18 protein-coding genes are annotated in these 25357 nt (G+C 74.0%); 11 read left to right on the top strand and 7 right to left on the bottom strand.

Annotated features, from left to right (window positions below; genetic code table 11):
- Window positions 1-44: 44 nt before the first annotated feature.
- Together CD790_RS07810 and CD790_RS07815 are read right to left on the bottom strand one after the other, a co-directional pair.
- Window positions 45-554: a DUF1203 domain-containing protein gene (locus CD790_RS07810; protein ID WP_144382295.1), complete on the bottom strand. Its 510-nt coding sequence runs from the start codon at window positions 552-554 to the stop codon at window positions 45-47.
- A gap of 82 nt (window positions 555-636) precedes the next feature.
- On the bottom strand, window positions 637-1833 hold the full coding sequence (locus CD790_RS07815) for a trans-acting enoyl reductase family protein (RefSeq protein ID WP_144382296.1): 1197 nt from the start codon (window positions 1831-1833) through the stop codon (window positions 637-639).
- Window positions 1834-2077: 244 nt separating this feature from the next.
- On the opposite strand from CD790_RS07815, the gene CD790_RS07820 reads away from it, so the two are divergent.
- The 7 genes from CD790_RS07820 to CD790_RS07850 all read left to right on the top strand — a co-directional run bounded on the left by CD790_RS07820 (window position 2078) and on the right by CD790_RS07850 (window position 11294).
- Window positions 2078-3016, top strand: coding sequence for a dihydrodipicolinate synthase family protein (locus tag CD790_RS07820; RefSeq protein ID WP_144382297.1), 939 nt, complete (start codon window positions 2078-2080; stop codon window positions 3014-3016).
- A gap of 101 nt (window positions 3017-3117) precedes the next feature.
- Window positions 3118-4608, top strand: coding sequence for a sialate:H+ symport family MFS transporter (locus tag CD790_RS07825; protein ID WP_399217104.1), 1491 nt, complete (start codon window positions 3118-3120; stop codon window positions 4606-4608).
- Window positions 4609-4658: 50 nt separating this feature from the next.
- The gene (locus CD790_RS07830) at window positions 4659-5039 is read left to right on the top strand and encodes an MmcQ/YjbR family DNA-binding protein (RefSeq protein WP_144382299.1); all 381 of its coding nucleotides are present in this window, start codon (window positions 4659-4661) and stop codon (window positions 5037-5039) included.
- Between the two features lie 249 nt (window positions 5040-5288).
- Entirely contained in the window at window positions 5289-6509 is a 1221-nt protein-coding gene (locus CD790_RS07835; protein WP_144382300.1) for a CaiB/BaiF CoA-transferase family protein, read from the top strand.
- A complete protein-coding gene (locus CD790_RS07840) occupies window positions 6506-7651 on the top strand; it encodes an acyl-CoA dehydrogenase family protein (protein ID WP_144382301.1) in 1146 nt (381 codons plus the stop codon). Before CD790_RS07835 ends, CD790_RS07840 begins: the two co-directional genes overlap by 4 nt.
- Window positions 7652-7684: 33 nt before the next feature.
- Complete coding sequence (locus CD790_RS07845) at window positions 7685-8902, top strand: acetyl-CoA C-acetyltransferase (RefSeq protein ID WP_144382302.1); 1218 nt, start codon at window positions 7685-7687, stop codon at window positions 8900-8902.
- 103 nt (window positions 8903-9005) lie between these two features.
- The gene (locus tag CD790_RS07850) at window positions 9006-11294 is read left to right on the top strand and encodes a 3-hydroxyacyl-CoA dehydrogenase NAD-binding domain-containing protein (protein WP_144382303.1); all 2289 of its coding nucleotides are present in this window, start codon (window positions 9006-9008) and stop codon (window positions 11292-11294) included.
- A 60-nt stretch (window positions 11295-11354) separates the two neighbouring features.
- On the opposite strand, the gene CD790_RS07855 is transcribed toward CD790_RS07850, so the two are convergent.
- The gene (locus tag CD790_RS07855) at window positions 11355-12062 is read right to left on the bottom strand and encodes a MerR family transcriptional regulator (RefSeq protein WP_144382304.1); all 708 of its coding nucleotides are present in this window, start codon (window positions 12060-12062) and stop codon (window positions 11355-11357) included.
- A gap of 234 nt (window positions 12063-12296) precedes the next feature.
- Window positions 12297-13847 (bottom strand): M1 family metallopeptidase, encoded by a 1551-nt coding sequence (locus CD790_RS07860; RefSeq protein ID WP_144382305.1) that lies wholly within the window; start codon window positions 13845-13847, stop codon window positions 12297-12299.
- A 282-nt stretch (window positions 13848-14129) separates the two neighbouring features.
- On the opposite strand from CD790_RS07860, the gene CD790_RS07865 reads away from it, so the two are divergent.
- The gene (locus CD790_RS07865) at window positions 14130-16043 is read left to right on the top strand and encodes a Xaa-Pro dipeptidyl-peptidase (RefSeq protein WP_260867470.1); all 1914 of its coding nucleotides are present in this window, start codon (window positions 14130-14132) and stop codon (window positions 16041-16043) included.
- A 115-nt stretch (window positions 16044-16158) separates the two neighbouring features.
- Window positions 16159-17484, top strand: a complete 1326-nt coding sequence (locus CD790_RS07870) for a M14 family metallocarboxypeptidase (protein WP_144382307.1) — start codon at window positions 16159-16161, stop codon at window positions 17482-17484.
- Window positions 17485-17894: 410 nt separating this feature from the next.
- Here the strand turns inward: CD790_RS07870 and CD790_RS07875 are convergent, their stop codons facing one another.
- Both CD790_RS07875 and CD790_RS07880 read right to left on the bottom strand, forming a co-directional pair.
- Complete coding sequence (locus tag CD790_RS07875; RefSeq protein WP_144382308.1) at window positions 17895-18893, bottom strand: FAD-dependent oxidoreductase; 999 nt, start codon at window positions 18891-18893, stop codon at window positions 17895-17897.
- A 60-nt stretch (window positions 18894-18953) separates the two neighbouring features.
- Complete coding sequence (locus tag CD790_RS07880) at window positions 18954-19733, bottom strand: class I SAM-dependent methyltransferase (protein WP_144382309.1); 780 nt, start codon at window positions 19731-19733, stop codon at window positions 18954-18956.
- A gap of 167 nt (window positions 19734-19900) precedes the next feature.
- Here CD790_RS07880 and CD790_RS07885 point away from each other — a divergent pair, with 167 nt between their 5' ends.
- The gene (locus CD790_RS07885; protein ID WP_144382310.1) at window positions 19901-20986 is read left to right on the top strand and encodes an oxidoreductase; all 1086 of its coding nucleotides are present in this window, start codon (window positions 19901-19903) and stop codon (window positions 20984-20986) included.
- Window positions 20987-21092: 106 nt separating this feature from the next.
- Window positions 21093-22730 carry an ABC-F family ATP-binding cassette domain-containing protein gene (locus CD790_RS07890; protein WP_144382311.1) on the top strand — a complete coding sequence of 546 codons (1638 nt, stop codon included), beginning with the start codon at window positions 21093-21095 and terminating at the stop codon, window positions 22728-22730.
- Window positions 22731-22930: 200 nt separating this feature from the next.
- Here the strand turns inward: CD790_RS07890 and CD790_RS07895 are convergent, their stop codons facing one another.
- Entirely contained in the window at window positions 22931-25342 is a 2412-nt protein-coding gene (locus CD790_RS07895; protein ID WP_144382312.1) for a Tex family protein, read from the bottom strand.
- Window positions 25343-25357: the final 15 nt, after the last annotated feature.

Consider the following 25357-nt stretch of genomic DNA (forward strand, 5'->3'; position numbering starts at 1 on the left):
CGCTCGCCCTGAACAACGGTTCGATCGGGTCCGGACGTCCCCACTCACCGCGCTTCGGCGACCCGCCGCGTCTCCGCGTGGAAGCACCCGAACTCGACCGCGCGGACGTGCACCGCGGCCACCTCGGGGTCCTCGTACAGCTCGGTCAGCGCCCGGTCGACCGAGACCGCCTGGCCGTCGAGCAGCCGGCCGCCGAGGATGGTGCCCCGCGCGGAGTAGGCACGCAGCACGCGGCGTTCGCCGTGCAGGGCGACGGGGTAGCGGCCGGGGTCACCGCTCCAGCCGCCGCAGTCGACGGCGTGGACGAAGACCGGGCCGGTCTCGTCGTACGCCCCCGGCTCGGCCCCGGTCTCGCGGGCCCAGCGACGCAGCGGGGCGTAGGAGAGCAGGGCGAGTTCCTCTCCCGGTCCGCCGCGACGGAGGCAGCAGCGCAGCGGGGTGCCGCCTTCCCCGTCCTCCGTCACCCGCCGCGGCGGTCGTCCCGCGTCGTCCCGCTCCCGCAGCCGCTCCAGCACCTCGGGCGCGATGGCCCGCACTTCGTAGACGCCACTCATGCGCCCATCCTGCGCGGGCGGGCGGCCCGAGGCCGGCGGGATTCGGACCTCGCGTCGGCCGGGGCCGCGAGCCCGCGGGGTGTCAGCTCCTCGTGACCGTGGTGAACCGGATGCCCGCCCGGATCAGCCGTTCGGTGAGGGCGTCGCCCATGGCGACCGCGGAGGTGACCTGACCCGCCGTCGGCGGCAGGTCGTCGAAGGCCAGGGAGAGCGCGCCCTCGGCGAAGATCTTGGCGGTCTCGTCATAGCCGGGGTCGCCGCCGGAGACCTCGGTGATGACGCGCTCCCCGCCGCCCTCGCCCGCGAAACGGAGCGTGAACCAGCTGCGGGCTCGGCGGGCGGCGTCCGGGCCCTCGCCCGGCTTGAGGCGCCCGGAGAGCCACTCGCGGGTCCAGGGCACCTGGGCGAGCGTGAAGAGCGCGCCGACCCCGGCGACGCCGCCCAGCACCATGGGCAGGTTCTTGACCACCGCGTAGTGCTCGTAGGAGAAGTCGGGCCCGTAGCGGTCCAGGGCGGCGGCGGACCGGGTGATGATCTGCGGGTCGATGGTGGGAGCGGGCACCGCCCAGGCGGAGCCGAGGCCGGTGAGCGGGTGCGGCGCCCCGGTCACCGCGCGGACCGTACGGCCCCGCGGCGCCGGCTCCGCGCGGTGGCGGGCCTTGGCGGTGCGGGCCATGCCGACGGGCCGGGAGAGCCCGGTCAACAGGGAGGCGAAGGTGCCGCCGGAGATGCGCGCGCTGGTGCGCACGAAGCCGCGCACGCGCAGCGGCACCCCCTCCGGCAGCCGGCCCACCGTGTAGCGCACGCCCAGGTCGTGCGGGACCGAGTCGAAGCCGCCCGCGTGGATCAGCCGGGCCCCGGTCTCTCGGGCCAGGGAGTGGTGGCGCAGGTACATCAGGTCGACGAACTCCGGCTCGCCGCTCAGGTCCAGATAGTCGGTGCCGGCCTCGGCGCAGGCGGCCACCAGCGGCTCGCCGTAGGTGAAGTACGGGCCGACGGTGGTCGCCACGACGTGCGCGTCGGCGGCGACCGCGCGCAGCGTCGCGGGCTCGTCGACGTCGGCCCGCAGCACGGGGAGGTCGGCGAGGGCGGGGTTGAGCGTGGTCAGCCGGTCGCGCAGCCGCTTGAGTCGGTGTTCGCTCCGGCCGGCCAGCGCCCAGCGGGTGTCCGCGGGGGCGTGCTCGGCGAGGTACTCGGCGGTGAGCGTGCCGACGAAGCCCGTCGCGCCGAACAACACGACGTCGTAGGCGCGTTGTCCCCTGTCGTCCCGTCGCCGCATCGGCCGTCCTCTCGTCGTTCACACGATCTTCCGTACGGACGCGACCACCCTATGTAGTCGCCGATTTTCGGGTCAACATGAGCCGGCACGTCGCCAAGGGCTTGACACTGCCGGGTCGCTGAAGCAGATTCAGCCGCAGACATAGGACGTCCCATGTCCGTTTGGCCCCCGCGTGGCGCGAGCGTCCCCCGAACGTCCTGACGTATGTCGAGCATTCCCGCGAATGTTCAGAAAGCTGGATCCCATGCGACTTCCGGCTCCCCTCACCGGGGTGGTCCCGCCCCTGTGCACCCCGCTGACGCGTACCGGCGACATCGACACCGGCTCGCTGGCCGCCCTGGTCGACCGGCTGACGGCGGCGGGGGTCAGCGGTCTGTTCGCGCTCGGCTCCAGCGGGGAGACCGCCTATCTGAGCGACGCCCAGCGGCGCACGGTCCTGTCCACGGTGGTCCAGGCGGTCGAGGGCCGGGTCCCGGTGCTGGCCGGGGTGGTCGACATGACCACCGCGCGGGTGCTCGACCACGCCCGCGCGGCCGCGGAGCTCGGCGCCGACGGGCTGGTGGCCACCGCGCCCTTCTACACCCGCACCCACCCGGCCGAGGTGCGCGACCACTTCCGCCGGCTGCGCGGCACGGTGGACCTGCCGCTGTTCGGATACGACATCCCCGCCTCCGTCCACACCAAGCTGACGCCCGCGATCGTGCTGCCCCTGGCCGAGGACGCCACCCTGGCCGGGCTCAAGGACAGCAGCGGGGACGACGGGGCGCTGCGCCGGCTGCTGGTGGAGCTGCGCCGGCGGGGCCTGGACCGCGCCTTCTCCGTGCTGACCGGCTCCGAACTCTCGGTGGACGGCGCGCTGCTGGCCGGCGCCCATGGTGTGGTGCCGGGGCTGGGCAACGTCGACCCGGAGGGCTATGTGCGGCTGTACGAGCACGCCCGCGCGGGCCGCTGGAGTGAGGCGGCGGCCGAGCAGGACCGGCTCGCCACGCTCTTCGCGCTCACCGAGACGGGCGATCCGTCGGTGATGGGCGGCAGCTCCTCCGCCCTGGGCGGGTTCAAGGCCGCCCTGTACCTCCTGGGTGTGATCGCCTGCCCCGCCACCGCGGCCCCCCAGGTGCCGCTCGGAGACGCCGAGCTGAAGGTCGTACGGCGGTTCCTGGAGGACGGGGGACTCCTGCGATGACCGGGCGGCGGGGCCGACGGCGGGAGCCGGAGCCCCCGGAGCCGGTCGTTTCTCAGGGGCCCGCGGAGCCCGTCGGGACCCCGAGGTCCGAGGTGTCCCGGGTGTCCCCGGATCCCGACGCCTCGGGGGGCGTGCGCTGGTACCGGGAGGTCTCCCCCCGCCAGTGGAAGGCGATGTTCGCGGCCTGGGTCGGTTATCTGCTCGACGGCTTCGACTTCGTGCTGATCACGCTGGTCCTGACCGAGATCGCCGACGAGTTCGACCTGTCCACCGCCTCCGCCGCCAGCCTGGTCTCCGGGGCGTTCGTCACCCGCTGGCTGGGCGGCGCCCTCCTGGGTGCCCTGGGGGACCGCTACGGCCGCAAGCCCGCGATGATCGCCTCCATCCTGCTCTACTCGCTGGGGACCTTCGCCTGCGGCTTCGCCTGGAACCACACCAGCCTGTTCACCGCGCGGCTGCTGATCGGGATGGGGATGGCGGGGGAGTACAGCGCCAGCGCCACCTACGTCCTGGAGAGCTGGCCCGCGCGGCTGCGCAACCGCGCCTCGGGCTTCCTCATCTCCGGGTACGCGGGCGGCACCGTCCTCGCCTCCGAGCTGTACACGTGGGTGGTCCCGCACTGGGGCTGGCGCTGGATGTTCTGGATAGGCGTGGCCCCGGTGCTGGTCGCGCTGTGGGTGCGGCGGGCGTTGCCGGAGGCGGCGGAGTGGAGCGCCGAGACGGGCGGCGGGGCGGCCCGCCCCAACCCCTTCCGCCCGCTGTTCACCGGGCGGGTGCGGGCGACGGCCAACGCGCTGCTCGTCGCCGCCGCGAGCGGAGCGCTGTTCTGCGTCTTCACCCCGGTGGGCCGGGGCCTGGTGTGGCCGCTGTCGCTGCTGGCCGCCGGGTGTCTGGTCGCCTTCGCCGTCCAGCTGGGCGGCCGCCGCGGCTGGGTGGTGTACGTGGCGCTGATGTGCACCGTGTTCTGCGCGTTCCTCTACAGCTGGCCCATCCAGGCGCTGCTGCCGACCTACCTCAAGTCCGAGCTGGGGTACGCGCCGTCCGAGGTCGCCGACGTGATGTTCTCCGCCGGGTTCGGAACCATGGCCGGCTGCTGGTTGGCCGGCTTCACCGGCGACCGGTTCGGCACCCGGCGTGCGTACGCGGGCACCCTGCTGGCCTCGCTCGCCTTCGTCTTCCCCGTCTTCGCGGTGCGGCACAGCCTGGTCGGGCTGGGCGTGTCGCTCTTCTTCCTGCTCGCCCTCGGCCAGGGCGTCTCCGGCATCCTGCCGAAGTACCTCGCCGGGCACTTCCCCACCGCCACCCGCGCCGCGTCGCTGGGCTTCGTCTACAACACCGGCGCGCTCGGCGGCGCGGTGGCGCCGGTGCTCGGCGCTCACCTGGCCGAGGGGATGTCGCTCGGCCGGGCGCTGGCGGTGCTCACCTTCGGGTTGACCCTGGTGGTGATCGTGCTGATCGGGGGCGATGTGCCGCGCCGGCTGGCCCGACTGGCCGGCCAGGGGTCCGATCCCGACGTCGACGGCGACCGGCTGACGCCCGAGCGGCCGTTGTCAGTGCCTCCGGCTAGCGTGGAGAACGCCGGTCGGCAGTAGGCGTACCAGGTGTGGGCGTACCAGGTGTACGAGGCGTGCGGAGGGACCTGATGGCTGCGAAGAACGACCCCTACACGGTGCGGGAGGCGGTGCGCGCCTTCGCGCTCTCGCTGCCCGGAGCCGTGGAGGAGTTCCCCTGGGGCGACAGCGTCGTCAAGGTCAACAAGAAGATCTTCGTCTTCCTGGGCGACGAGGAGGGGGAGCGCCCGCCCGGCGTCACGGTGAAGCTCAGGGACGAGGCGGCGCACGCCCACGCGATGTCCGTCCCCGGGGCCGCGCCGACCGGCTATGGCCTGGGGAAGGCCGGCTGGGTCTCCATACCCCTGGCCGAGCGGGGTGCTCCGCGCACCGAGCTGTTGTGCGACTGGGTCGAGGAGAGCTACCGCGCCATCGCCCCGAAGCGCCTCATCGCCGAGTTGGACGCGAGCTGACGACTCCTCTTCGGCCCGCGGCAGGCGACGTCCTCCGGCCGCGGCGGTGAGGAACCACGGCGGTGCGGTCCGGCGGTGCCGGGCTCACCGCGACCCATGGCGCGCCCCCCGGTACGGGGATACGCCAAGTGGCATGAGGACCACGGTTTTTCAGCCGACCCCAGCGGAGCGTCGGGGCTTGTGGAAACTGGAACGCGTTCTTAGCATCAGCGGTGTTACAGCACTGGTGTCACAAGACTTGGGGGCCCGATGGCGGCGGCACGGCAGGGGCACGGCCCGCTGGCCGGAGTGCGTGTGGTGGAGCTCGCGGGGATCGGGCCCGGCCCGTTCGCCGCCATGCTGCTGGCCGATCTCGGCGCCGATGTCGTCCGGGTCGACCGACCCGGCGGCGCGGGGCTGCGCATCGACCCCGCGTACGACGTGACCAACCGCAACAAGCGCTCGGTCCTCATCGACCTCAAGTCCGAGCAGGGCACCGCCGCCGTGCTCGACCTCGCCCAGCGCGCCGACGTCCTCATCGAGGGCTACCGCCCCGGCGTGGCCGAGCGGCTCGGAGTGGGGCCGCGGGAGTGCCTGGAGCGCAATCCCCGGCTGGTCTACGGCCGGATGACCGGGTGGGGCCAGGACGGCCCGCTGGCCGACACCGCCGGCCACGACATCGGCTACATCGCCATCACCGGCGCGCTCTCCATGATCGGCGCCTCGGCCGACCACCCGCCCGCCGTCCCCGCCAACCTCCTGGGCGACTACGCGGGCGGCTCGCTCTACCTGGTCATCGGCGTCCTCGCCGCCCTCCAGCACGCCCGCGCCACCGGCGCCGGACAGGTCGTCGACGCCGCCATCGTCGACGGAACCGCCCATCTCACGGCGATGATCCACGGCCTGCTGGCGGCCGGTGGCTGGCAGGACCGGCGCGGCGCCAACCTGCTGGACGGCGGCGCCCCCTTCTACGGCACCTATGAGACCGCCGACGGCGGCCACATGGCGGTCGGCGCCCTGGAGCGCAAGTTCTACGCCGAGTTCATCGAACTGCTGGGCATCGCCGACCGGGTGCCCGCCCGGGAGGACTTCGACCACTGGGCAGAGCTGCGCTCCGCCATCGCCGCCCGGTTCAAGGAGCGCACCCGCGCGGAGTGGACGGAGGTCTTCGCCGGGTCCGACGCCTGCGTGGCGCCGGTGCTGACGCTGCGCGAGGCGCCCGACCACCCGCACCTGACGGCCCGGGACACCTTCGTGGAACACGCCGGGATCACCCAGCCCGCGCCCGCCCCGCGCTTCTCCGCCACGCCGTGCGCGGTGCGCCGGCCCCCGGCCCGGCCCGGCGCGGACACCGCGGAGGTGGCCGCCGAGTGGGGCGTCCCCGGCCTGACCGTCCATCCCGAGTCCGCCCACCCCGAACCCGACGCCCATCCCGAGCCCGGGCAGCGGGACGCCGCCGGCCCCGGCCGGCCGAAGGAGACCGAGGAATGAAGCGCGAGATCTTCACCGCGGAGCACGACGCGTTCCGCGAGACCGTCCGCACCTTCGTCGCCAAGGAGGTGCTGCCCCACCACGAGCGGTGGGAGAAGGACGGCGTGGTCGACCGCGAGGCGTGGCTGGCCGCCGGCCGACAGGGGCTGCTGGGGCCCTCGGTCCCCGAGGAGTACGGCGGGGGCGGGGCCGCGGACTACCGCTACGGGGCGGTGATCTCCGAGGAGCTGGCCCGCGCGGGCTGCTCGGGGCTGGCCATACCGCTGCACAACGACATCATCGGCCCGTACCTCACCTCACTGGCCACCGAGGAGCAGAAGCGCCGCTGGCTGCCCGGCTTCTGCTCCGGCGAGATCATCACCGCCATCGCCATGACCGAGCCGGGTGCCGGCTCCGACCTCCAGGGGATCCGCACCACCGCCACCGACCGCGGCGACCACTGGGTGCTCAACGGCGCCAAGACCTTCATCTCCAACGGCATCCTCGCCGACCTGGTGATCGTGGTCGCCAAGACCACCCCGGAGGGCGGCGCGAAGGGGCTGAGCCTGCTGGTGGTCGAGCGCGGCATGGCGGGCTTCGAGCGCGGCCGCAACCTGGACAAGATCGGCCAGAAGGCGCAGGACACCGCCGAGCTGTTCTTCAACGACGTCATCGTGCCGAAGGAGAACCTGCTGGGCGAGTTGCACGGCGGCTTCGTCCACCTGATGAACAACCTCGCCCAGGAGCGGCTCTCCATCGCGGTGTCCGCCATCGCCGCCGCCGAGCACCTGCTGGAGATCACCACTCGGTACGTCAGGGAGCGCGAGGCGTTCGGCCGGCCGCTGGCCAAGCTCCAGCACATCCGCTTCGAGATCGCCGAGATGGCCACCGAGTGCGCCGTCACCCGCACCTTCCTCGACCGCTGCGTCACCGAGCACACGGCCGGCGGCCTCGACGCCGTGCACGCCTCGATGGCCAAGTGGTGGGCGACCGAGCTGCAGAAGCGGGTCGCCGACCGCTGTCTGCAACTCCACGGCGGCTACGGCTACATGGCGGAGTACCCGGTCGCGAAGGCGTTCACCGACGGCCGCATCCAGACGATCTACGGCGGGACCACCGAGATCATGAAGGAGATCATCGGTCGCTCGCTGCTCTCCGACTGAACCAGGGCGAATCGACGTGGAAAGGCTCCCCTCGTGACCACCGAAGCGTACGTGTACGACGCGATCCGCACGCCGCGCGGCCGCGGCAAGGCCAACGGCTCACTGCACGGCACCAAGCCCGTCGACCTCGTCGTGGGCCTCATCGACGAGCTCCGACGGCGCTTCCCCGACCTCGACCCGGCGGCCGTCGACGACATCGTGCTCGGCGTGGTGAGCCCGCTCGGCGACCAGGGCGCCGACATCGCCAAGGTCGCGGCGATCTCCGCCGGCCTGCCCGACACGGTCGCCGGCGTCCAGGAGAACCGCTGGTGCGCCTCCGGCCTGGAAGCGGTCAACTCGGCCGCGGCCAAGGTCCGCGCCGGCTGGGAGGACCTGGTGCTGGCCGGCGGCGTGGAGTCGATGTCACGGGTGCCCATGGGCTCCGACGGGGGCGCCTGGTTCAACGACCCGATGACCAACTTCGAGACCGGCTTCATCCCGCAGGGCGTCAGCGCCGACCTCATCGCCACCGTCGAGGGCTTCACCCGCCACGACGTGGACTCCTACGCCGCCCGCTCCCAGGAGCGCGCCGCCGAGGCGTGGAAGGACGGCCGCTTCGACCGCTCCGTCGTCCCGGTCCGCGACCGCAACGGCCTGGTCGTCCTCGACCGGGACGAGCACATCCGGCCGGGCACCACCCCCGAGACCCTGGCCGCCCTCAGGCCCTCCTTCGCCACCATCGGCGAGGCCGCCGGCTTCGACGCCGTGGCGCTGCAGAAGTACCACTGGGTCGAGGCGATCGACCACGTCCACCACGCGGGGAACTCCTCCGGCATCGTGGACGGCGCGGCCCTGGTGGCGATCGGCTCCCGCGCGGTCGGCGAGCGCTACGGACTCACCCCGCGGGCCCGGATCGTCTCCGCCGCCGTCTCCGGCGCCGACCCGACCATCATGCTCACCGGTCCCGCTCCCGCCTCCCGCAAGGCGCTCGCCAAGGCCGGCCTGACCATCGACGACATCGACCTCGTCGAGATCAACGAGGCGTTCGCGGCCGTCGTGCTGCGCTACGCCAAGGACATGGGCCTGAGCCTGGACAAGGTGAACGTCAACGGCGGCGCGATCGCCATGGGCCACCCGCTGGGCGCCACCGGAGCGATGATCCTCGGCACCCTCGTCGACGAACTGGAGCGCCGCGACCTGCGGTACGGGCTGGCCACGCTGTGCGTGGGCGGCGGCATGGGCATCGCCACCATCGTCGAGCGACTGGGGTGACGACGGTCCGCTCTCCCGAGGGCTCGGTTCGCCTCCGGGCGCCTCAGTCGACCGCCGACCGTCACGTCCCCTTCCCTCCCCGAGCCTACGGAGCAACGACAGCATGAGCGAGTCACTCGCAGCGACTTCCCCGGCGGGCGGCGAGGCCGTCCCGGCGACGGCCCCCGAGGCCCCGGCCATCCGCTGGGAGCAGGACGACACCGGCGTCGTCACCCTGGTCCTCGACGACCCCGGCCAGTCGGCCAACACCATGAACCGGGCCTTCACCGAGGCCCTCGCGGCGGTCGCCGACCGTGCCGAGGCCGAGCGGGACGGCATCCGCGGCATCATCGTCACCTCCGCCAAGAAGACCTTCTTCGCCGGCGGCGACCTCCGGGACATGATCCGGATCGGCCCGGACCAGGCCCAGTCGGCCCATGACACCGGTCTGGCGATCAAGCGCGACCTGCGCCGCCTGGAGACGCTGGGCAAGCCGGTGGTGGCCGCCATCAACGGGACGGCGCTCGGCGGGGGTTACGAGATCGCGCTCGCCTGCCACCACCGGGTCGCGCTGGACACCCCCGGCTCGAAGATCGGCCTGCCGGAGGTGACGCTCGGCCTGCTCCCGGCCGGCGGCGGCGTGGTCCGGACCGTACGGCTGCTGGGCATCACCGACGCCCTGCTCAAGGTGTTGCTGGAGGGCCGGCGGTACGACCCGCGGCGGGCGCTGGCGGAGGGGCTGGTGCACGAGCTGGCCGCCACCCCGGAGGAGCTGCTGGCCAAGGCCCGCGCCTTCATCGACGCCCACCCCGAGTCCCGGCAGCCCTGGGACGTCAAGGGGTACCGGATCCCGGGCGGCACCCCGGCGCAGCCGAAGTTCGCCGCCAACCTGCCCGCCTTCCCGGCGACCCTGAAGAAGCAGCTGGCCGGCGCCCCGTATCCGGCGCCGCGCAACATCCTGGCCGCCGCCGTGGAGAGCGCCCAGGTGGACTTCGAGACCGCGCAGCTCATCGAGGCCCGCTACTTCACCGAGCTGGTGACCGGCCAGGTCGCCAAGAACATGATCCAGGCGTTCTTCTTCGACCTCCAGGCGGTCAACTCCGGTCTCAGCCGCCCGGACGGGATCGAGCCGCGCCGGGTGCGGAAGGTCGCCGTCCTGGGCGCCGGGATGATGGGCGCGGGCATCGCCTACGCCTGCGCGAAGGCGGGCATCGAGGTGGTGCTCAAGGACGTCTCCCCGGAGGCCGCGGCCAAGGGCAAGGCGTACTCCGCCGGGCTGCTGGACAAGGCGCTGGCCAAGGGGCGGACCACCGAGGCCGAGCGGGACGCGCTGCTGGCCCGCATCACGCCGACCGCCGACCCCGCCGAGCTCGCCGGCTGCGACGCCGTCATCGAGGCGGTCTTCGAGGACCCGGCGCTGAAGCGGAAGGTGTTCCAGGAGATCGAGTCCGTCGTGGCGCCGGACGCCCTGCTGTGCTCGAACACCTCCACCCTGCCCATCACCGAGCTCGCCGAAGGGGTGGGCCGCCCGGAGGACTTCATCGGGCTGCACTTCTTCTCGCCCGTCGACAAGATGGCCCTGGTCGAGATCATCAAGGGCGAGCGGACCGGCGACGAGGCGCTGGCCCGCGCCTTCGACCTGGTGCGGCAGATCCGCAAGACCCCCATCGTGGTCAACGACTCGCGCGGCTTCTTCACCTCCCGCGTCATCGGCCAGTTCGTCAACGAGGGAGTGGCGATGGTGGGGGAGGGCATCGAGCCCGCCTCCATCGAGCAGGCGGCGGCCCAGGCCGGCTACCCCGCCAAGGTGCTGTCCCTGCTGGACGAGCTCACCCTCACCCTGCCGCGCAAGATCCGCGAGGAGAGCCGGCGGGCGGTCGAGGAGGCCGGCGGCACCTGGCGGCCGCACCCGGCGGACGCGGTCGTCGACCGCATGGTCGACGAGTTCGGGCGGCCCGGGCGCAGCGGCGGAGCCGGCTTCTACGACTACGACCCGGAGACCGGGCGGCGGGGCCGGCTGTGGCCGGGGCTGCGCGAGCACTTCACCACCGAGGGCGCCGGGATCCCGTTCCGCGACATGCAGGAGCGGATGCTATTCGCCGAGGCGCTGGACACCGTCCGGCTGTTGGAGGAGGGCGTCCTCACCTCGGTCGCCGACGCCAACATCGGCTCGATCCTCGGCATCGGCTTCCCCGGCTGGACCGGTGGCGTCCTGCAGTACATCAACGGATACCAGGGTGGGGCAGGGCGGGAGGAACACGCTGGGGCAGGGCGGGAGGAACTCGTCGGGCTGCCCGGTTTCGTGGCCCGCGCCCGGGAGTTGCAGGAGGCGTACGGCGAGCGCTTCGCCCCGCCCGCGCTGCTGTTGGACAAGGCGGCGAAGGGGGAGCGGTTCGGCGACACCGCCGGCTGACCTCCGCCACGGCCCGCGTCGCGCCGGAGCCGCCGCCCGCACCGGCGGCGGCTCCGGCGGTCAGCCCTCCCCGTACCAGGCCCGCAGCTCCTGCTTCAGCGACCGTTGGAAGGCCACCACCAGCGCCTGGACGACCAGCGGCTGCATATGGGCGGAGAGCGACTTGATCTCGTGCAGCTCCTCGCCCCACACCTCGTCCCGGAACAGCCGGCTCAGCTCGCGCGCGGCCGAGCGGGTGTGCTCCTCCACCACGGTGTGGGCGGCGCGGATCGCCTCCAGCCCGATCGGCACGTCCAGCAGCCGCATGCCCAGATGCAGGATCCCGGGGTCGGTCCGGAAGACGTCCGGGTCCTCCGTGCGGGTCAGCACGCTCATCGCGGCCAGCCGGTCGATGTCCTCCTCCGTGAGCGCCCGCCCGGCCCGCCGCTCCAGCTGTGCCCGGCTGGTCTCCTGGGGCGCGTCCGGGAGCCAGGACGCCACCAGGGCGCGGTGGATGGCCAGGTCGTGCGCGGTCAGCTCGGCGGGGAGCTGGTCGAGGTAGCGTTCGATGGCGGCCAGCGTCATCCCGTGGTGCTGGAGCTCCTCGATCAGCGCCAGTCGGGACAGGTGCTCGGGGCCGTAGTGGCCGACCCGGCGCGGCCCCAGCACCGGCGGCGGCAACAGCCCCCGGGTGCTGTAGAAGCGCACCGTGCGGACGGTCACCCCGGCACGCGCGGCCAACTCGTCGACGGTGAGCGTCGCATCCCCGGTCCCGGTGTCCGTCGTCATCGGCGCCTCGCCCTCCGCTCGCTTCCCTGACCTCCGCCGCAACAGTATTGCTGTCTCAGTGGTGGTGTGAAAGTGACGGGGGACGCGGACGGGCCGGTGAGCGGGGCGAAGACCGGGGGCCGGGGCCGGGGCGAGGGCGCGCGGTGTGGGTCGGGGGCGGGGGAAGAGGAGGGCCCGCGGGTGACCGGCGCGACGGGGGCGCCGGTCACCCGCGGGCGGCGGGGGTGGGACGGGTCAGTGCCCGTGCCGGTGCTTGTGCTCGTGGACGCCGTTGGTGGCCTGGATCTGCTTCCACGACCTGGGCTGCTTGACCGTGGGCGCGGCCTGCTTCCCCCGCGCCTTCGACTTCGCGGACTCTGCGGCCCGCTCCGCGATCGAGCCGGTCTTGCCGGGGCCCACGGTGGGCTTGGACGGCGTGAACAGCCAGGTGTCGAAGAGCGTGGAGAGCGGCTTGCCGGAGACCTTCTCGGCGAACTTCTCGAAGTCGCGGACCGAGGCGTTGCCGTAGCGGTTCTCCGTCTGCCACTGCTTGAGGATGGTGAAGAAGTCCTCGTCGCCGATCTCGTTGCGCAGTGCCTGGAGCGCCAGCGCGCCACGGTCGTAGACCGCGATGTGGAACTGGTTCTCGGCGCCCGGGTCGCCCGGCTTGACCTTCCAGAACGGGTCGTCGGCCGCCCGCGAGGCGTAGACGTAGTCCGCGATCTCCTGGGCGGTGCCCTCGCCCTCCTTCTCCGACCACAGCCACTGCGAGTAGCGGGCGAAGCCCTCGTTGATCCAGATGTCGCGCCAGTCCTTGAGCGAGACGTTGTCGCCGTACCACTGGTGCGCCAACTCGTGCACGACCACCGACACGTTGGCGCCGCCTGCGAACTGCCGCGGGCTGTAGAACGGCCGGGTCTGGGTCTCCAGCGCGTAGCCGGTCTTGGTGTTCGGCACATAGCCGCCCAGCGCGTTGAACGGGTACGGCCCGAAGACCTCGCTCAGCCAGTCGGCGACCTCGGCGGTGCGCTCGATGCTGGCGCGCGCGGCGCCCGCGTTGTCGCCCAGGTCCTTGCTGTAGGCGTTGATGACCGGCAGCCCGCCGGCCGTGGTGTCGGTGGTGACGTCGAACTTGCCCACCGCCAGCGTGGCCAGGTAGGTGGCCTGCGGCTTGTTGGAGCGCCAGTTGTAGCGCGTCCAGCCGGCCCGCGAACTGGTCGACTGCAGCGTGCCGTTGCTGATGGTCTGGGTGCCGTCCGGCACCGCGACCGAGATGTCGTAGGTGGCCTTGTCGGTCGGGTGGTCGTTGCTGGGGAACCACCACCAGCCGCCCTCCGGCTGGTTGGCCACGACCGCGCCGTCCGGGGTGCGCAGCCAGGCGGAGAACCCGTTGACCTCGACCTGGGAGGGGGTGCCCTTGTACCGCACCACGACGGTGAACGGCTTGCCCGCGTCCAACTGCCTGGCCGGGGTGACCTCCAGCTCGTGGTCACCGGTGGCGGCGAAGGTCGCCTTCCTACCGCCGACCAGGACGGAGTCGACCTGGAGGGCGAAGTCGAGATTGAAGCGCGACAGGTCCTGCTTGGCGGTGGCGTTGAGGGTCGCCGTGCCTTCCAGGAGGTCGGTCTTCGGTTGGTACTTCAGGCGCAGATCGTAGTGGGAGACGTCGTACCCGCCGTTGCCGCTGGTCGGGTAGTAGGTGTCCCCGAGGCCGGGGGCGCCCGGGGTGCCTTCGGCCGCCGATGCCGGGATCGCCAGCAGCAGGGCGGCCGCGGCCGCGCTCGGGACGATGAGTCTGTGACGCACGAGTCCTCCAACTCGTAGGGGAGAACGATCACTCCGGACTCTATGTACTCATCACGGGTGAATCATGTCCATGGCGCTTTCTGTCATGAGAACGACATCCCGCCGAAACGCCCGCCCCAGGTGGCCGGTTCCCGTATGCTGCGCGGCCGAGCGTGCCCTTCCACCCTCTTCTGTCGGGGAGTTCACTCGCGCTACCGTCCGGCCGTGCTGCTACGCGCGCGGAGGCCCCGCACCCCCCGAAGAACGCTGTCAATCCTCACGACGGCGGCGCTCGCCGCCCTGATGACCCAGGTGGTGACGGTCACCGGAGCCCAGGCGGCCACCGGTGCCACCCCACCGCCGGAGAGCCGGCCCGTGTATTCGTACGCAAACGCCGTCCGCGAGTCGGTGTGGGTGGACACCGGTCTCGACGGCGACGCGGACGGGCGGGCCGACCGGGTCGCCGTCGACATCGTCCGGCCGCGTGAACCCGCCCTAGAGGGCCGCCGGATACCCGTGATCATGGATGCCAGCCCCTACTACTCCTGCTGCGGGCGCGGCAACGAGAGCCAGAAGAAGACGTACGACGCGCAGGGGCGGCCGGAGCTGTTCCCGCTCTTCTACGACAACTACTTCGTGCCCCGCGGCTATGCGACCGTCCTGGTCGACCTCGCCGGAACCAACCGCTCCGACGGCTGTGTCGACGTCGGCGGCCGCTCCGACATCCAGTCCGCCAAGGCCGTGGTCGACTGGCTCAACGGCCGGGCCCGCGGCTACACCACCCGCACCGGCGAGCAGCCCGCGACCGCGGACTGGTCCAACGGCGCCACCGGAATGATCGGCAAGAGCTACGACGGCACCATAGCCAACGGCGTCGCCGCCACCGGCGTCAAGGGCCTGAAGACCATCGTGCCCATCGGCGCCATCAGCTCCTGGTACGACTACTACTTCACCCAGGGCGCCCCGCTCTTCGACAGCGGCCCCGACGGCCTGGCCCACCGGGTCGAGAGCCCCGAGGCGCGTGCCCGCTGCGCCGCGGTCCAGCGCGAACTCGTCGACGGCGCCCCGCGCAGCGGCGACCGGACCCCGCTGTGGACCGAGCGCGACTACGTCCGCGACGCCCACAAGGTGCGCGCCAGCGTCTTCGCCGTCCACGGCATGCAGGACCTCAACGTGCAGACCAAGCACCTCGGCCCCTGGTGGGACGCGCTCGCCGACGCCGGCGTCGAACGCAGGATCTGGCTCTCCCAGACCGGACACGTCGACCCGTTCGACTTCCGCCGCGGCGCCTGGGTGCGCACCCTGCACCGCTGGTTCGACCACTACCTCCTCGGCCTCGACAACGGCATAGAGCGCGAGCCGATGGCCGACGTGGAGCGCGCCCCCGACCGCTGGACCACCGACCGCCGCTGGCCCGCCCCCGGCACCCGCGCCACCACGCTGCGCCCCCGCCTCGGCGCCGCGCCCGGCGTCGGCGTGCTGTCCACCCGACCCGCCCGACCCGGCGCCACCGAGACCGTCACCGACGAGCCCGGTCTGAGCGAGGCCGACTGGGCCGAGCACATCGACCGCTCCACTCCCGGCAAGGCCGGGTTCATCACCCGACCGCTCGCCCGCGACCTGCGGCTGTCCGGGGCCGGCACGGTGCGGATCACCGCCACCCCCTCGGCGGCCACCGCCCACCTCTCCGCCGTCCTCGTCGACCTGGGGCCGGACACCATCCGTCACTACACCGCGCCCGGCGAAGGCATCACCACCCTCGCCGACCGCACCTGTTGGGGCGCCGCCACGCCGGCCGACACCGGCTGCTTCAAGGAGACCCGCGCGGACACCGTCGACGTCGGCCACACCGTCTTCAGCCGCGGCTGGGCCGACCTGGGCGACTACGCCGGCGACGGCAAGGGCCGCCCGCTGACCCCCGGCCGCCCCTACACCATCACCGTCGACCTGGCCGCCACCGACCATGTCGTCCCCGCCGGTCACCGGCTCGCCCTGATCATCGCCGGCACCGACACCGGCTTCGTCGAACCGCCGGCCGTCCGGCCCCGGCTCACCCTCGACCTGGCCCGCACATCGGCCCGCCTGCCCCTGACCGGGGGCCGGGCGGCGCTCGACCGGTCCCTCGCCGGACCGACCACCGTGGACGGGCCGTCAACCTCGACCGGGGCACCCGGCGTCAGCGCCCCGCGCCCGCACCCGGCCCTACCGACGGGCTGACCCCACCCATCGACAGCGGACGGCCTCCCCCGGGAGGCCGCCCGCGGGGCAGGTCGGCACCCCACGCCGCACCACACCCTCTCCGACCACCCCTCATCCAAGGAGGCAGTTCTCCGTGACCCCCAGCGCATCCCGGCTCCGGACCGCCCTGTGCGCCGCCGCCGGTGCCGCCCTGCTCGTCCCGGCCCTCGTCGCGCCCGCGCACGCCCGGTCCGCCCCGCCCGCACCCCGCACCGGCTTCGAGATCAGCGACGGCGCCCGCTGGACCACCGAGGCGGAGGAGAGACGGTTCCTGGCGGAGGTGGACGCGGCGAGCCCGCGGGTCGCCGTCGACACCATAGGCACCACCCGGCAGGGGCGCCCGGTCCAGCTGGTGCGGATCGGCGCCCCCGGCGCGCCCACCGACCCCGCCCGCACCGCCCGCGGCAACTCCGTCCTGCTCATCTGCTCCCAGCACGGAGACGAGCCCTCAGGTCGGGAGGGCTGCCTGTCCACCGTCCGCGACCTGGCCTTCGCCGACGACTCGCGGACCAGGCGCTTCCTGCGGCACACGACGGTCCTGGTCGTGCCGACCGCCAACCCCGACGGCCGGGCCGCCGACACCAGGGAGAACGCCGACGGCGTCGACATCAACCGCGACCACCTCGCGCTGAAGACCCCCGAGGCCCGCGCCATCGCCCGCACCCTGCGCGACTGGCGTCCGGACACCGTCTACGACCTGCACGAGTACGGCGCCACCGCCCCGTACTACGTCAAGGATCTGCTGGCGCTGTGGCCGCGCAACCTCAACACCGCCACCGCCGTGCACCGCGAGGCCCGCACCCTCTCCGAGTCCTATGTCCGGCCCCATGTCCAGGAGGCCGGCCACTCCACCGGCGTCTACGGCATCTGGACCGACCCGATCACCGGCGAGCCCGTCAAGCAGGTCGCCGGCGACGGCCAGGAGCGCATCCTGCGCAACACCGCGGGCGTCAAGCACTCCGTCGGGCTGCTCGTGGAGACCCGCGTCGACGCGCTGACCGACGCCGAGAAGACCGACCCCGCCGTCAACAACCGCCGTCGCGTCGGCTCCCAACTGACGGCTTTGGAGGGACTGTTCGCCTTCAGCGGGGAACGGCGTGCCCGCGTCGAGGCCGCCACCGACGCCGCCCGCGCGGCCGGTTACCACGACCGCGGCCCGGTCTACCTCGGCGGCGCCGACAACGACCCGGCCTCCGACGCCGAGATCATCGCCCACCCGCCCTGCGGCTATCTGCTCGACGCCGCCCAGTACGCGGACGTGCGCGACGAACTCGCCCTGCACGGCGTGACGGTGCGCCGCGCGGACGGCGACCGCCACCTGGTCCCGCTGCGACAGTCGCTGCGCGCCCTGGTGCCGCTGCTGCTGGACGAACGCGCCACCTACCACCTGACCGCGGGGCAGCCGACGGACCGCTGCTGACCGGCCGTCCGAGGTTCCACCGGCCGGGGCCCGTCGCCGGGCCGTCGCCGGGGCCCGCAGGCCGGGGCCCGCTCTTCCCCACGGCACGGGGCCCGGCCGGCGGCCCGCGCGGCATCCTGGGCGCGGGCCGGCTGGCGGCCCGCGCGGCATCCGGGCCGAACCGGCTGGCGGCCTTCGTGGCTTCCGGGCCGGGCCGGCCGGCGGCCCGCACGGCACCCGGGCCGGGGTCGGCCGGCGGCGGAGGACCGTCCTCCGGGTAGCCGTCTTCCGGCCAGCCGGCCTCCGGACAGCCGTCTCCGGCCAGCCGGCCTCCCCAGGGCCCGCGGTCCAGCCGCTGCCGGCTCGCACCCCCGGCGCCCCGGGCGCGCCCCCCGGCTTGCCCCGGCTCGCCTCCTCCGCCCCGCTCGGCCTCAGCCCCCGTCGCCGCGCCGCGTGGCGTCGCGGGCGAGCCGGGCCGCCTCCCGCGCGCAGCCCCAGGCGACGGTCAGTCCCGCCCCGCCGTGGCCGTAGTTGTGCACGCAGCGACGCCCGCCGGGGAGCTCCTCGGCCTCCAGGCGTACGCGCGACCGGCAGGGCCGGAGCCCCACGCGGTGGCCGACGACCCGTGCCGTCGCCAGCGCGGGATGGATCCGCGCGCACCGCGCCACGATCGCCTCGGCGACGGCGGGGTCGGGGGCGGTCTCCCACACGCCCTCCCGCGCGGTGCCGCCCAGCACCAGGCCGTAGGGCTGTGGCAGCGCGTAGACCGTCTCCGCCGCGGCACCGTCGGCGGCCACGAACCACTCCTCGACACCCGGGTTCTCCACGATCACCAACTGCCCCTGCACCGGGTACACCTCGGGGTCGGGGACGAGCTCGCGGGCGCCCAGGCCGGTGCAGTTGACGACCAGCGGGGCGTGCTCGGCGGCCGTCTCCAGCGAGTCGACCGCGCGGACGACGACCGAGCCGCCCGCCGCCTCCAGACGCCGCCGCAGATAGCGCAGATGGACGCCCATGTCGACCAGCGGGACCCGCGCCCGCAGCCCATGGGCGACGCCGGGCGGCAGCTCCCCCGCCCTGGCCGGACGCAGCCCCGGCACCTCGGCGGACCAGGAACCCAGCTCTTCCAGCGCGACGCCGGCCCGCACCCCCTCGGCCATCCGCACCCCGGTCTCCCGCGGCCGCTCGGCGAGCCGGCTCAGCGCGCGCAACGCCCGCAGCGCCCAGCCGCCGGCCTCGTCCACCGGCTCGACGCGGTACGGCCACCACAGCCCGCCCGCCACCGCGGAGGTGGTCTCCGCGGCCGGGTCGCGGCTCCACACCGTCACCCGCCGGCCGTTCGCCGCCTCCGCCAGCACCACCGCGGTGGTCAGCCCGATGACCCCGCCCCCCACCACGATCACGTCGTCCGAGTCGCCCGGTGTCCTCATGAGCGCAGGCTACGGGCCCTGCCCCCGGATCCGGGCCGCGAAGCCGCCTTCGGGGCCGGCCTAGTCCCTGCGGCGCAGGTAGTACGCCAGATGCTCGAAGGGGGCCAGACCGCCGGCGTACGCCGCCACCGGTGCGGTGCCCGGGGCCCGCGCGAAGCCGGCCCGGGCCAGCTCCGCCGCCGTGCGCGACGGGTCGAGGGGCCAGGCGTAGAACGACGCGCTCTCCTCCCGTACGGTCCGCTCTCCATGCCGGACGGCGTACTGGTACGTCCAGCGCAGTCGCCCGTCCGCCCCGGCCGGTCGCACCCGCACCGCCGCCGTGTAGTCGTCGTCGCCCACCCGCACGGCGGGCAGCCGCCAGTCCCGGTGACCGGGGAGGGGCGCCAGCCGCCCCGGCGCGTCCACGATCAGCATCCCGCCGGGGACCAGCCGGGCGGCGAGCGCCGACCACAGCCCCGGGCGCTCCTCGGGCGCCACCGTCGCCACCACGTTCACGCAGGTCGCCAGGTCCACCGGGGCGTCCAGCCGGGCCCGCTGCACCGCGACCGGGTACACCCGCACCTTGCCGCGCAGCCACTCCAGGGCGGACAGCCGCGCCATCAGCACCGTGCGCATCGCCCGCGACGGCTCCACCGCGTGCACCGGCACCGTCGACGACCTCGCCAGCACCTCGGTGACGATCCCCGTGCCCGCCCCGACCTCCAGGATGCCCAGCGCGGATCCGGCCGCCGACGCCGCCAGATGGCCGACCGCGCGACGGCGGTAGGTCTCGCCGTGGAACAGGTCGTAGAACTCCGCCGCGGTGCGGTACGGGTCGTCGGGGGAGGAGTCGGTTTCCATGGCTCTGGTCACCCGTCCATGACGCGGCCCGGTCGGCCGGCACCTTCATTGTCTCCGCGCGGCGCGCGGCGCGCGACGCGCACGAGCGCGCCGCCCCGCCCGGAACAGCCCCCCAGCCCGCCCCCGAAGCGGGCACGCACGCCTCCCGGGGCGGGAATACTGCGGGCATGAGCGCCGACGAGTACGGGACCGGGGCCGGGTACGCGACGTTCGGGCTGGCCCCGGCGACGCGGGCCGGGGGAGTGCTGTCCAACGGTTCCCTCCAAGCACACCGCGACTTCTGGGACTTCGTCGTGGACGGCACGCCGCTGTTGCTGCGCCTCGCCGACCTGGACGCGGTCTCCCCGCTCGCCGCCGACCTCGGCCCGTCCATCTTCACCGCGCACGTCCGGCTGCTGCTGCTGGAGTCCGGCGCGCCGCTGGCCGGCGGCCGGTACGTGATCTACGGCTGCCCCGAGTGCGAGGGGCTCGCCTGCGGGGCGGTCACCGCGGTCATCGAGCGGGACGGGCCCGACATCGTCTGGCGCGACTTCCTCTGGCAGACCGCGGAGACCCCCGACCCGGAGCGCGACGGCTACCACGGGATCGGCCCGTACCGGTTCCGCGGCGAGGAGTACCGGGCGCAGCTGGGGCGGCTGCTGGCCGCGGACGGGGAAGCCGGTGCCCCCGCCGCCCCGCCGCGACGGGTGCTGCTGGTCGGCCAGCGCGTCGCCGTGCTCGCCAAGCTGGCCGCGGCGCTGCGCGCCATCGGCATCGGCGCCGAGATCAGCCGGGACGCCGCCGGCGCCGACGCGGACGAGCTGCGGACGTACGGCGCGGTGGCCTTCGGACGGGCGATCGACGAGGGGGAACGCGCCGCCGTGCGGGAGGCGTTCGCGGCGGCCGGCGCCGACGCCGTCTTCGTCGACGGGCTCCCGCCGATCATCCCGCTGCTGGTGGCCCGGATCGAACAGGCCCTGGACCGCACCCCCGAGGAACAGCGCCGGCTGCGCGGGCTGCGGACCGCGGAGCGAGGAAGCGGGCACGGAGGGGGGCCGGCCGCGGAGGTCGTGGTCGACGTGGCCATGGAGAGCCGGGTGGAACTCGTCGGGTACCGGCTCGACCGGCTGCACCGGACCCGGGTCCACGAGCTGGCGGACCAGGTCCTGGAGCCGGGCACCCACCGGGTGCCGCTGCCGACGGCCGGCCGTGGCGAGCTGCACGTGGTGGCGCGGGCCACGGGCAGCGTCCTGGTGGCCCCGGCCCGCCGATGAGGCGGCGGTGGGAGCACCGCCGTCCGGCCGACGGAGGAGCCGGGTGTCCGGCCGCCGGAAAACCGCGGGCCCGCGACGGCGAGTCACCGATAGGATCGGCGGTCTGATGACCGCAACACTCGTCGCCAAGGACCTGGCCGCCGCGCACGGCGACCGCACCCTCTTCTCCGGCCTGGATCTGGTCGTCGCCCCGGGGGAGGTGATCGGCCTGGTCGGCGTCAACGGCGCCGGCAAGTCCACCCTGCTCCGCCTGCTGGCCGGCCTGACCACCCCGGAGACGGGCAGGGTGAGCCTGAGCCCGCCGCACGCGACGGTGGGGCATCTGCCGCAGGAGCCGGAGCGTCGGCCCGGCGAGACCGTGCGGGAGTTCCTGGCCCGGCGGACCGGGGTCGCGGCCGCCCAGACCGCGCTGGACGCCACCACCCAGCAGCTGGTCGACGGGGCGCCCGGCGCCGACGACGCCTACGCGGTGGCGCTGGAGCGCTGGCTGCAGCTCGGCGCGGCCGACCTGGACGAGCGCGCGGAGGAGGTCGTCGCCTCGCTCGGGTTGGACATCGGTCTGGACCGGCCGATGACCGCGCTCTCCGGCGGCCAGGCGGCCCGCGCCTCGCTCGCCTCGCTGCTGCTCAGCCGCTACGACGTCTTCCTGCTCGACGAGCCGACCAACGACCTGGACCTGGACGGGCTGCGCCGGCTGGAGGAGTTCGTGTCCGGACTGCGCGCCGGGACCGTGCTGGTCAGCCATGACCGCGAGTTCCTGGCCCGCACCGTGCACAAGGTGCTGGAGCTGGACCTGGCCCAGCAGCAGGTGACGCTCTTCGGCGGCGGCTACACGGCGTACCTGGAGGAGCGGGAGACGGCGCGGCGGCACGCCCGGGAGCGGTACGAGGAGTACGCGGATACCCGCGCCGGGCTGGAGCTGCGGGCCCGTACCCAGCGCGCCTGGATGGAGAAGGGCGTCAAGAACGCCCGCCGCAAGGCCACCGACAACGACAAGATCGCCCGCAAGGGCCGGGTGGAGGCCACCGAGAAGCAGGCCGCGAAGGCGCGCCAGACCGACCGGCTCATCGAACGGCTGGAGGTGGTCGAGGAGCCGCGCAAGGAGTGGGAGCTGCGGATGGAGATCGCCGCCGCGCCGCGGGCCGGGGCCGTGGTGGCGACGCTGCGCGGCGCCGAGGTGCGCCGCGGCGACTTCCGCCTCGGGCCGGTGGACCTCCAGATCGACTGGGCGGACCGGGTGGCGATCACCGGCGCCAACGGCTCGGGCAAGTCGACCCTGCTGGCCGCGCTGCTGGGCCGACTGTCACTGGACGCGGGCGCGGCGGCGCTCGGCCCGGGGGTGGTGGTCGGCGAGGTGGACCAGGCGCGGGCGCTGTTCCTCGGCGAGGACGCCCTGCTCGACGCGTTCGGGGCGGCCGCCGGGGACCTGGAGCCGGCGGCGGTGCGCACCCTGCTGGCCAAGTTCGGCCTCAAGAGCGACCACGTGCTGCGCCCCGCGGCCACCCTCTCGCCCGGCGAACGGACCCGCGCCGCCCTCGCCCTCCTCCAGGCCCGGGGCGTCAACCTGCTGGTCCTGGACGAGCCCACCAACCACCTCGACCTGCCCGCCATCGAGCAGCTCGAATCCGCCCTGGCCGGCTACCCCGGCACCCTCCTGCTCGTCACCCACGACCGCCGCATGCTCGAAGCCGTACACACCACCCGCCGCCTCCAACTCGCCGCGGGCCGGGTCACCGAGCACTGACCGCCCGCCGGCGCCCGCTGTTCTCTCGAACGTGGGCCGGGGTGGGCGGGGGCGGTTCCCGCCCACCCGTCCCGCCGTGCGACGGCACGCATCGGGGCGGGGCCGCGGCGCTCATCCCGTCGCGACGGTGCGGAGCCCGACGGCCGGTCCGGCGGTGCCGAACCGGCCGTCGGTGGGCCTTAGAGGGGACGGGCGTCCCGTCAGAGCAGGCCCGCGCGGCGCAGGGCGTCGGCCATGGCGCCGTTGGCCGGAGCGGCGGCGGCATCGCGGTTGCCGCGGCGCTGCTGCGGCGCCCCGCGCCGGGCCCCGCCCCGCTCACCGCGGTCGCCCCGCTCACCGCGAGAACGGTCGCCGCGGTCGCCGCGGTCGCCGCGCTCCGGGCGGCCCCCACGCCCGCCGCCACCCGCGCCGGAGCCCCCGGCCTCGTCGTCCAGACGGAGCGTCAGCGAGATCCGCTTGCGCGGGATGTCGACGTCCAGCACCTTCACCCGCACGATGTCCCCCGGCTTCACCACGTCGCGGGGGTCCTTCACGAACGTCTTCGACATGGCCGAGACGTGCACCAGGCCGTCCTGGTGGACGCCGATGTCCACGAAGGCGCCGAAGGCGGCGACGTTGGTGACCACGCCCTCCAGGATCATCCCGGGGGCGAGGTCGCCGAGCTTCTCGACGCCCTCCTTGAAGGTGGCCGTCTTGAAGGCGGGGCGGGGGTCGCGGCCCGGCTTCTCCAGCTCGCGCAGGATGTCGGTGACGGTGGGCAGACCGAAGGAGTCGTCGACGAAGTCCTGCGGCCGCAGCCCGCGCAGCGCGGCCGCGTTGCCGATCAGCGAGGCCACGTCGGTGCCGGCGGCCTTCACCATGGTGCGCACCACCGGGTACGCCTCGGGGTGCACGCTGGAGGCGTCCAGCGGGTCCTCGCCGTCACGGATGCGCAGGAAGCCCGCGCACTGCTCGTACGCCTTGGGGCCGAGCCGGGGCACGTCCTTGAGGGCCTTGCGGCTGCGGAAGGGGCCGTTGGCGTCGCGGTGGGCGACGATGTTCTCCGCGAGGCCGGCGCCGATGCCGGAGACCCGGGAGAGCAGCGGCGCGGAGGCGGTGTTGACGTCGACACCGACGCCGTTGACGCAGTCCTCGACCACCGCGTCCAGCGAGCGTGACAGCTTCACCTCGGACAGGTCGTGCTGGTACTGGCCCACGCCGATCGACTTGGGGTCGATCTTGACGAGCTCGGCCAGCGGGTCCTGGAGTCGGCGCGCGATGGACACGGCGCCGCGCAGCGAGACGTCGAGGTCGGGCAGCTCCTGTGAGGCGAAGGCGGAGGCGGAGTACACCGAGGCGCCCGCCTCGGAGACCATGACCTTGGTCAGCCCGAGCTCGGGGTGGCGGGCGCACAGCTCGGCGGCGAGCCTGTCGGTCTCACGGGACGCGGTGCCGTTGCCGATGGCGATCAGTTCCACGGAGTGCTCGCGGGCCAGCCGGGCCAGCTTGGCCAGGGCCTCGTCCCACTTCTGCTGCGGGACGTGCGGGTAGATGGTCTCGGTGGCCGCGACCTTGCCGGTGGCGTCGACGACGGCCACCTTCACGCCCGTACGGAAGCCGGGGTCCAGGCCCATGGTGGCGCGGGTGCCGGCCGGAGCGGCGAGCAGCAGGTCACGCAGGTTGGCGGCGAAGACCCGCACCGCCTCGTCCTCGGCGGCCTGCCGCAGCCGCAGCCGCAGGTCGATGCCGAGGTGCACCAGGACGCGGGTGCGCCACGCCCAGCGGACGGTGTCGGCCAGCCAGGAGTCGGCGGGCCGACCCCGGTCGGCGATGCCGAAGCGGTGCGCGATGGACCGCTCGTACGAGGAGGGGCCGGACTCCGGCGCCTGCTGCGGGTCCTCGGGCTCCAGGGTGAGGTCGAGGATCTCCTCCTTCTCACCGCGGAACATGGCCAGCACCCGGTGCGAGGGCAGCTCGGTGAACGGCTCGGCGAAGTCGAAGTAGTCGGCGAACTTCGCGCCCGGCCCCTCCTTGCCGTCGCCCTTGCCCTCGCGCACCCGGGTGACCAGCCGGCCCCGCTCCCACATGCGCTCACGCAGCTCGCCGATGAGGTCCGCGTCCTCGCTGAACCGCTCGGTGAGGATGGCCCGCGCACCCTCCAGCGCGGCGGCCGCGTCGGCGACGCCGCGCTCGGCGTCCACGAAGGCGGCCGCGGCCGCCAGCGGCGCCACCGACGGGTCGCCCAGCAGCCCGTCGGCGAGCGGCTCCAGGCCCGCCTCCCGCGCGATCTGCGCCTTGGTCCGCCGCTTGGGCTTGAAGGGCAGGTAGATGTCCTCCAGCCGGGCCTTGGAGTCGGCGGCCAGGATCTGCGCCTCCAGGGCCTCGTCCAGCTTGCCCTGGGAGCGCACCGAGTCCAGGATCGCGGTCCGCCGGTCCTCCAGCTCCCGCAGATAGCGCAGCCGCTCCTCGAGGGTGCGCAGCTGGGCGTCGTCGAGGCTCTCGGTCACCTCTTTGCGGTAGCGCGCGATGAACGGCACGGTGGCGCCGCCGTCGAGCAGCTCCACCGCGGACTTCACCTGCCGCTCCCGCACGCCGAGCTCCTCGGCGATCCGGCCTTCGATGGACGTCGTCACGATCGTCACGATCAC

This window comes from Streptomyces sp. SAJ15 (genome assembly GCF_007595705.1).
Taxonomy (GTDB): Bacteria; Actinomycetota; Actinomycetes; order Streptomycetales; family Streptomycetaceae; genus Streptomyces.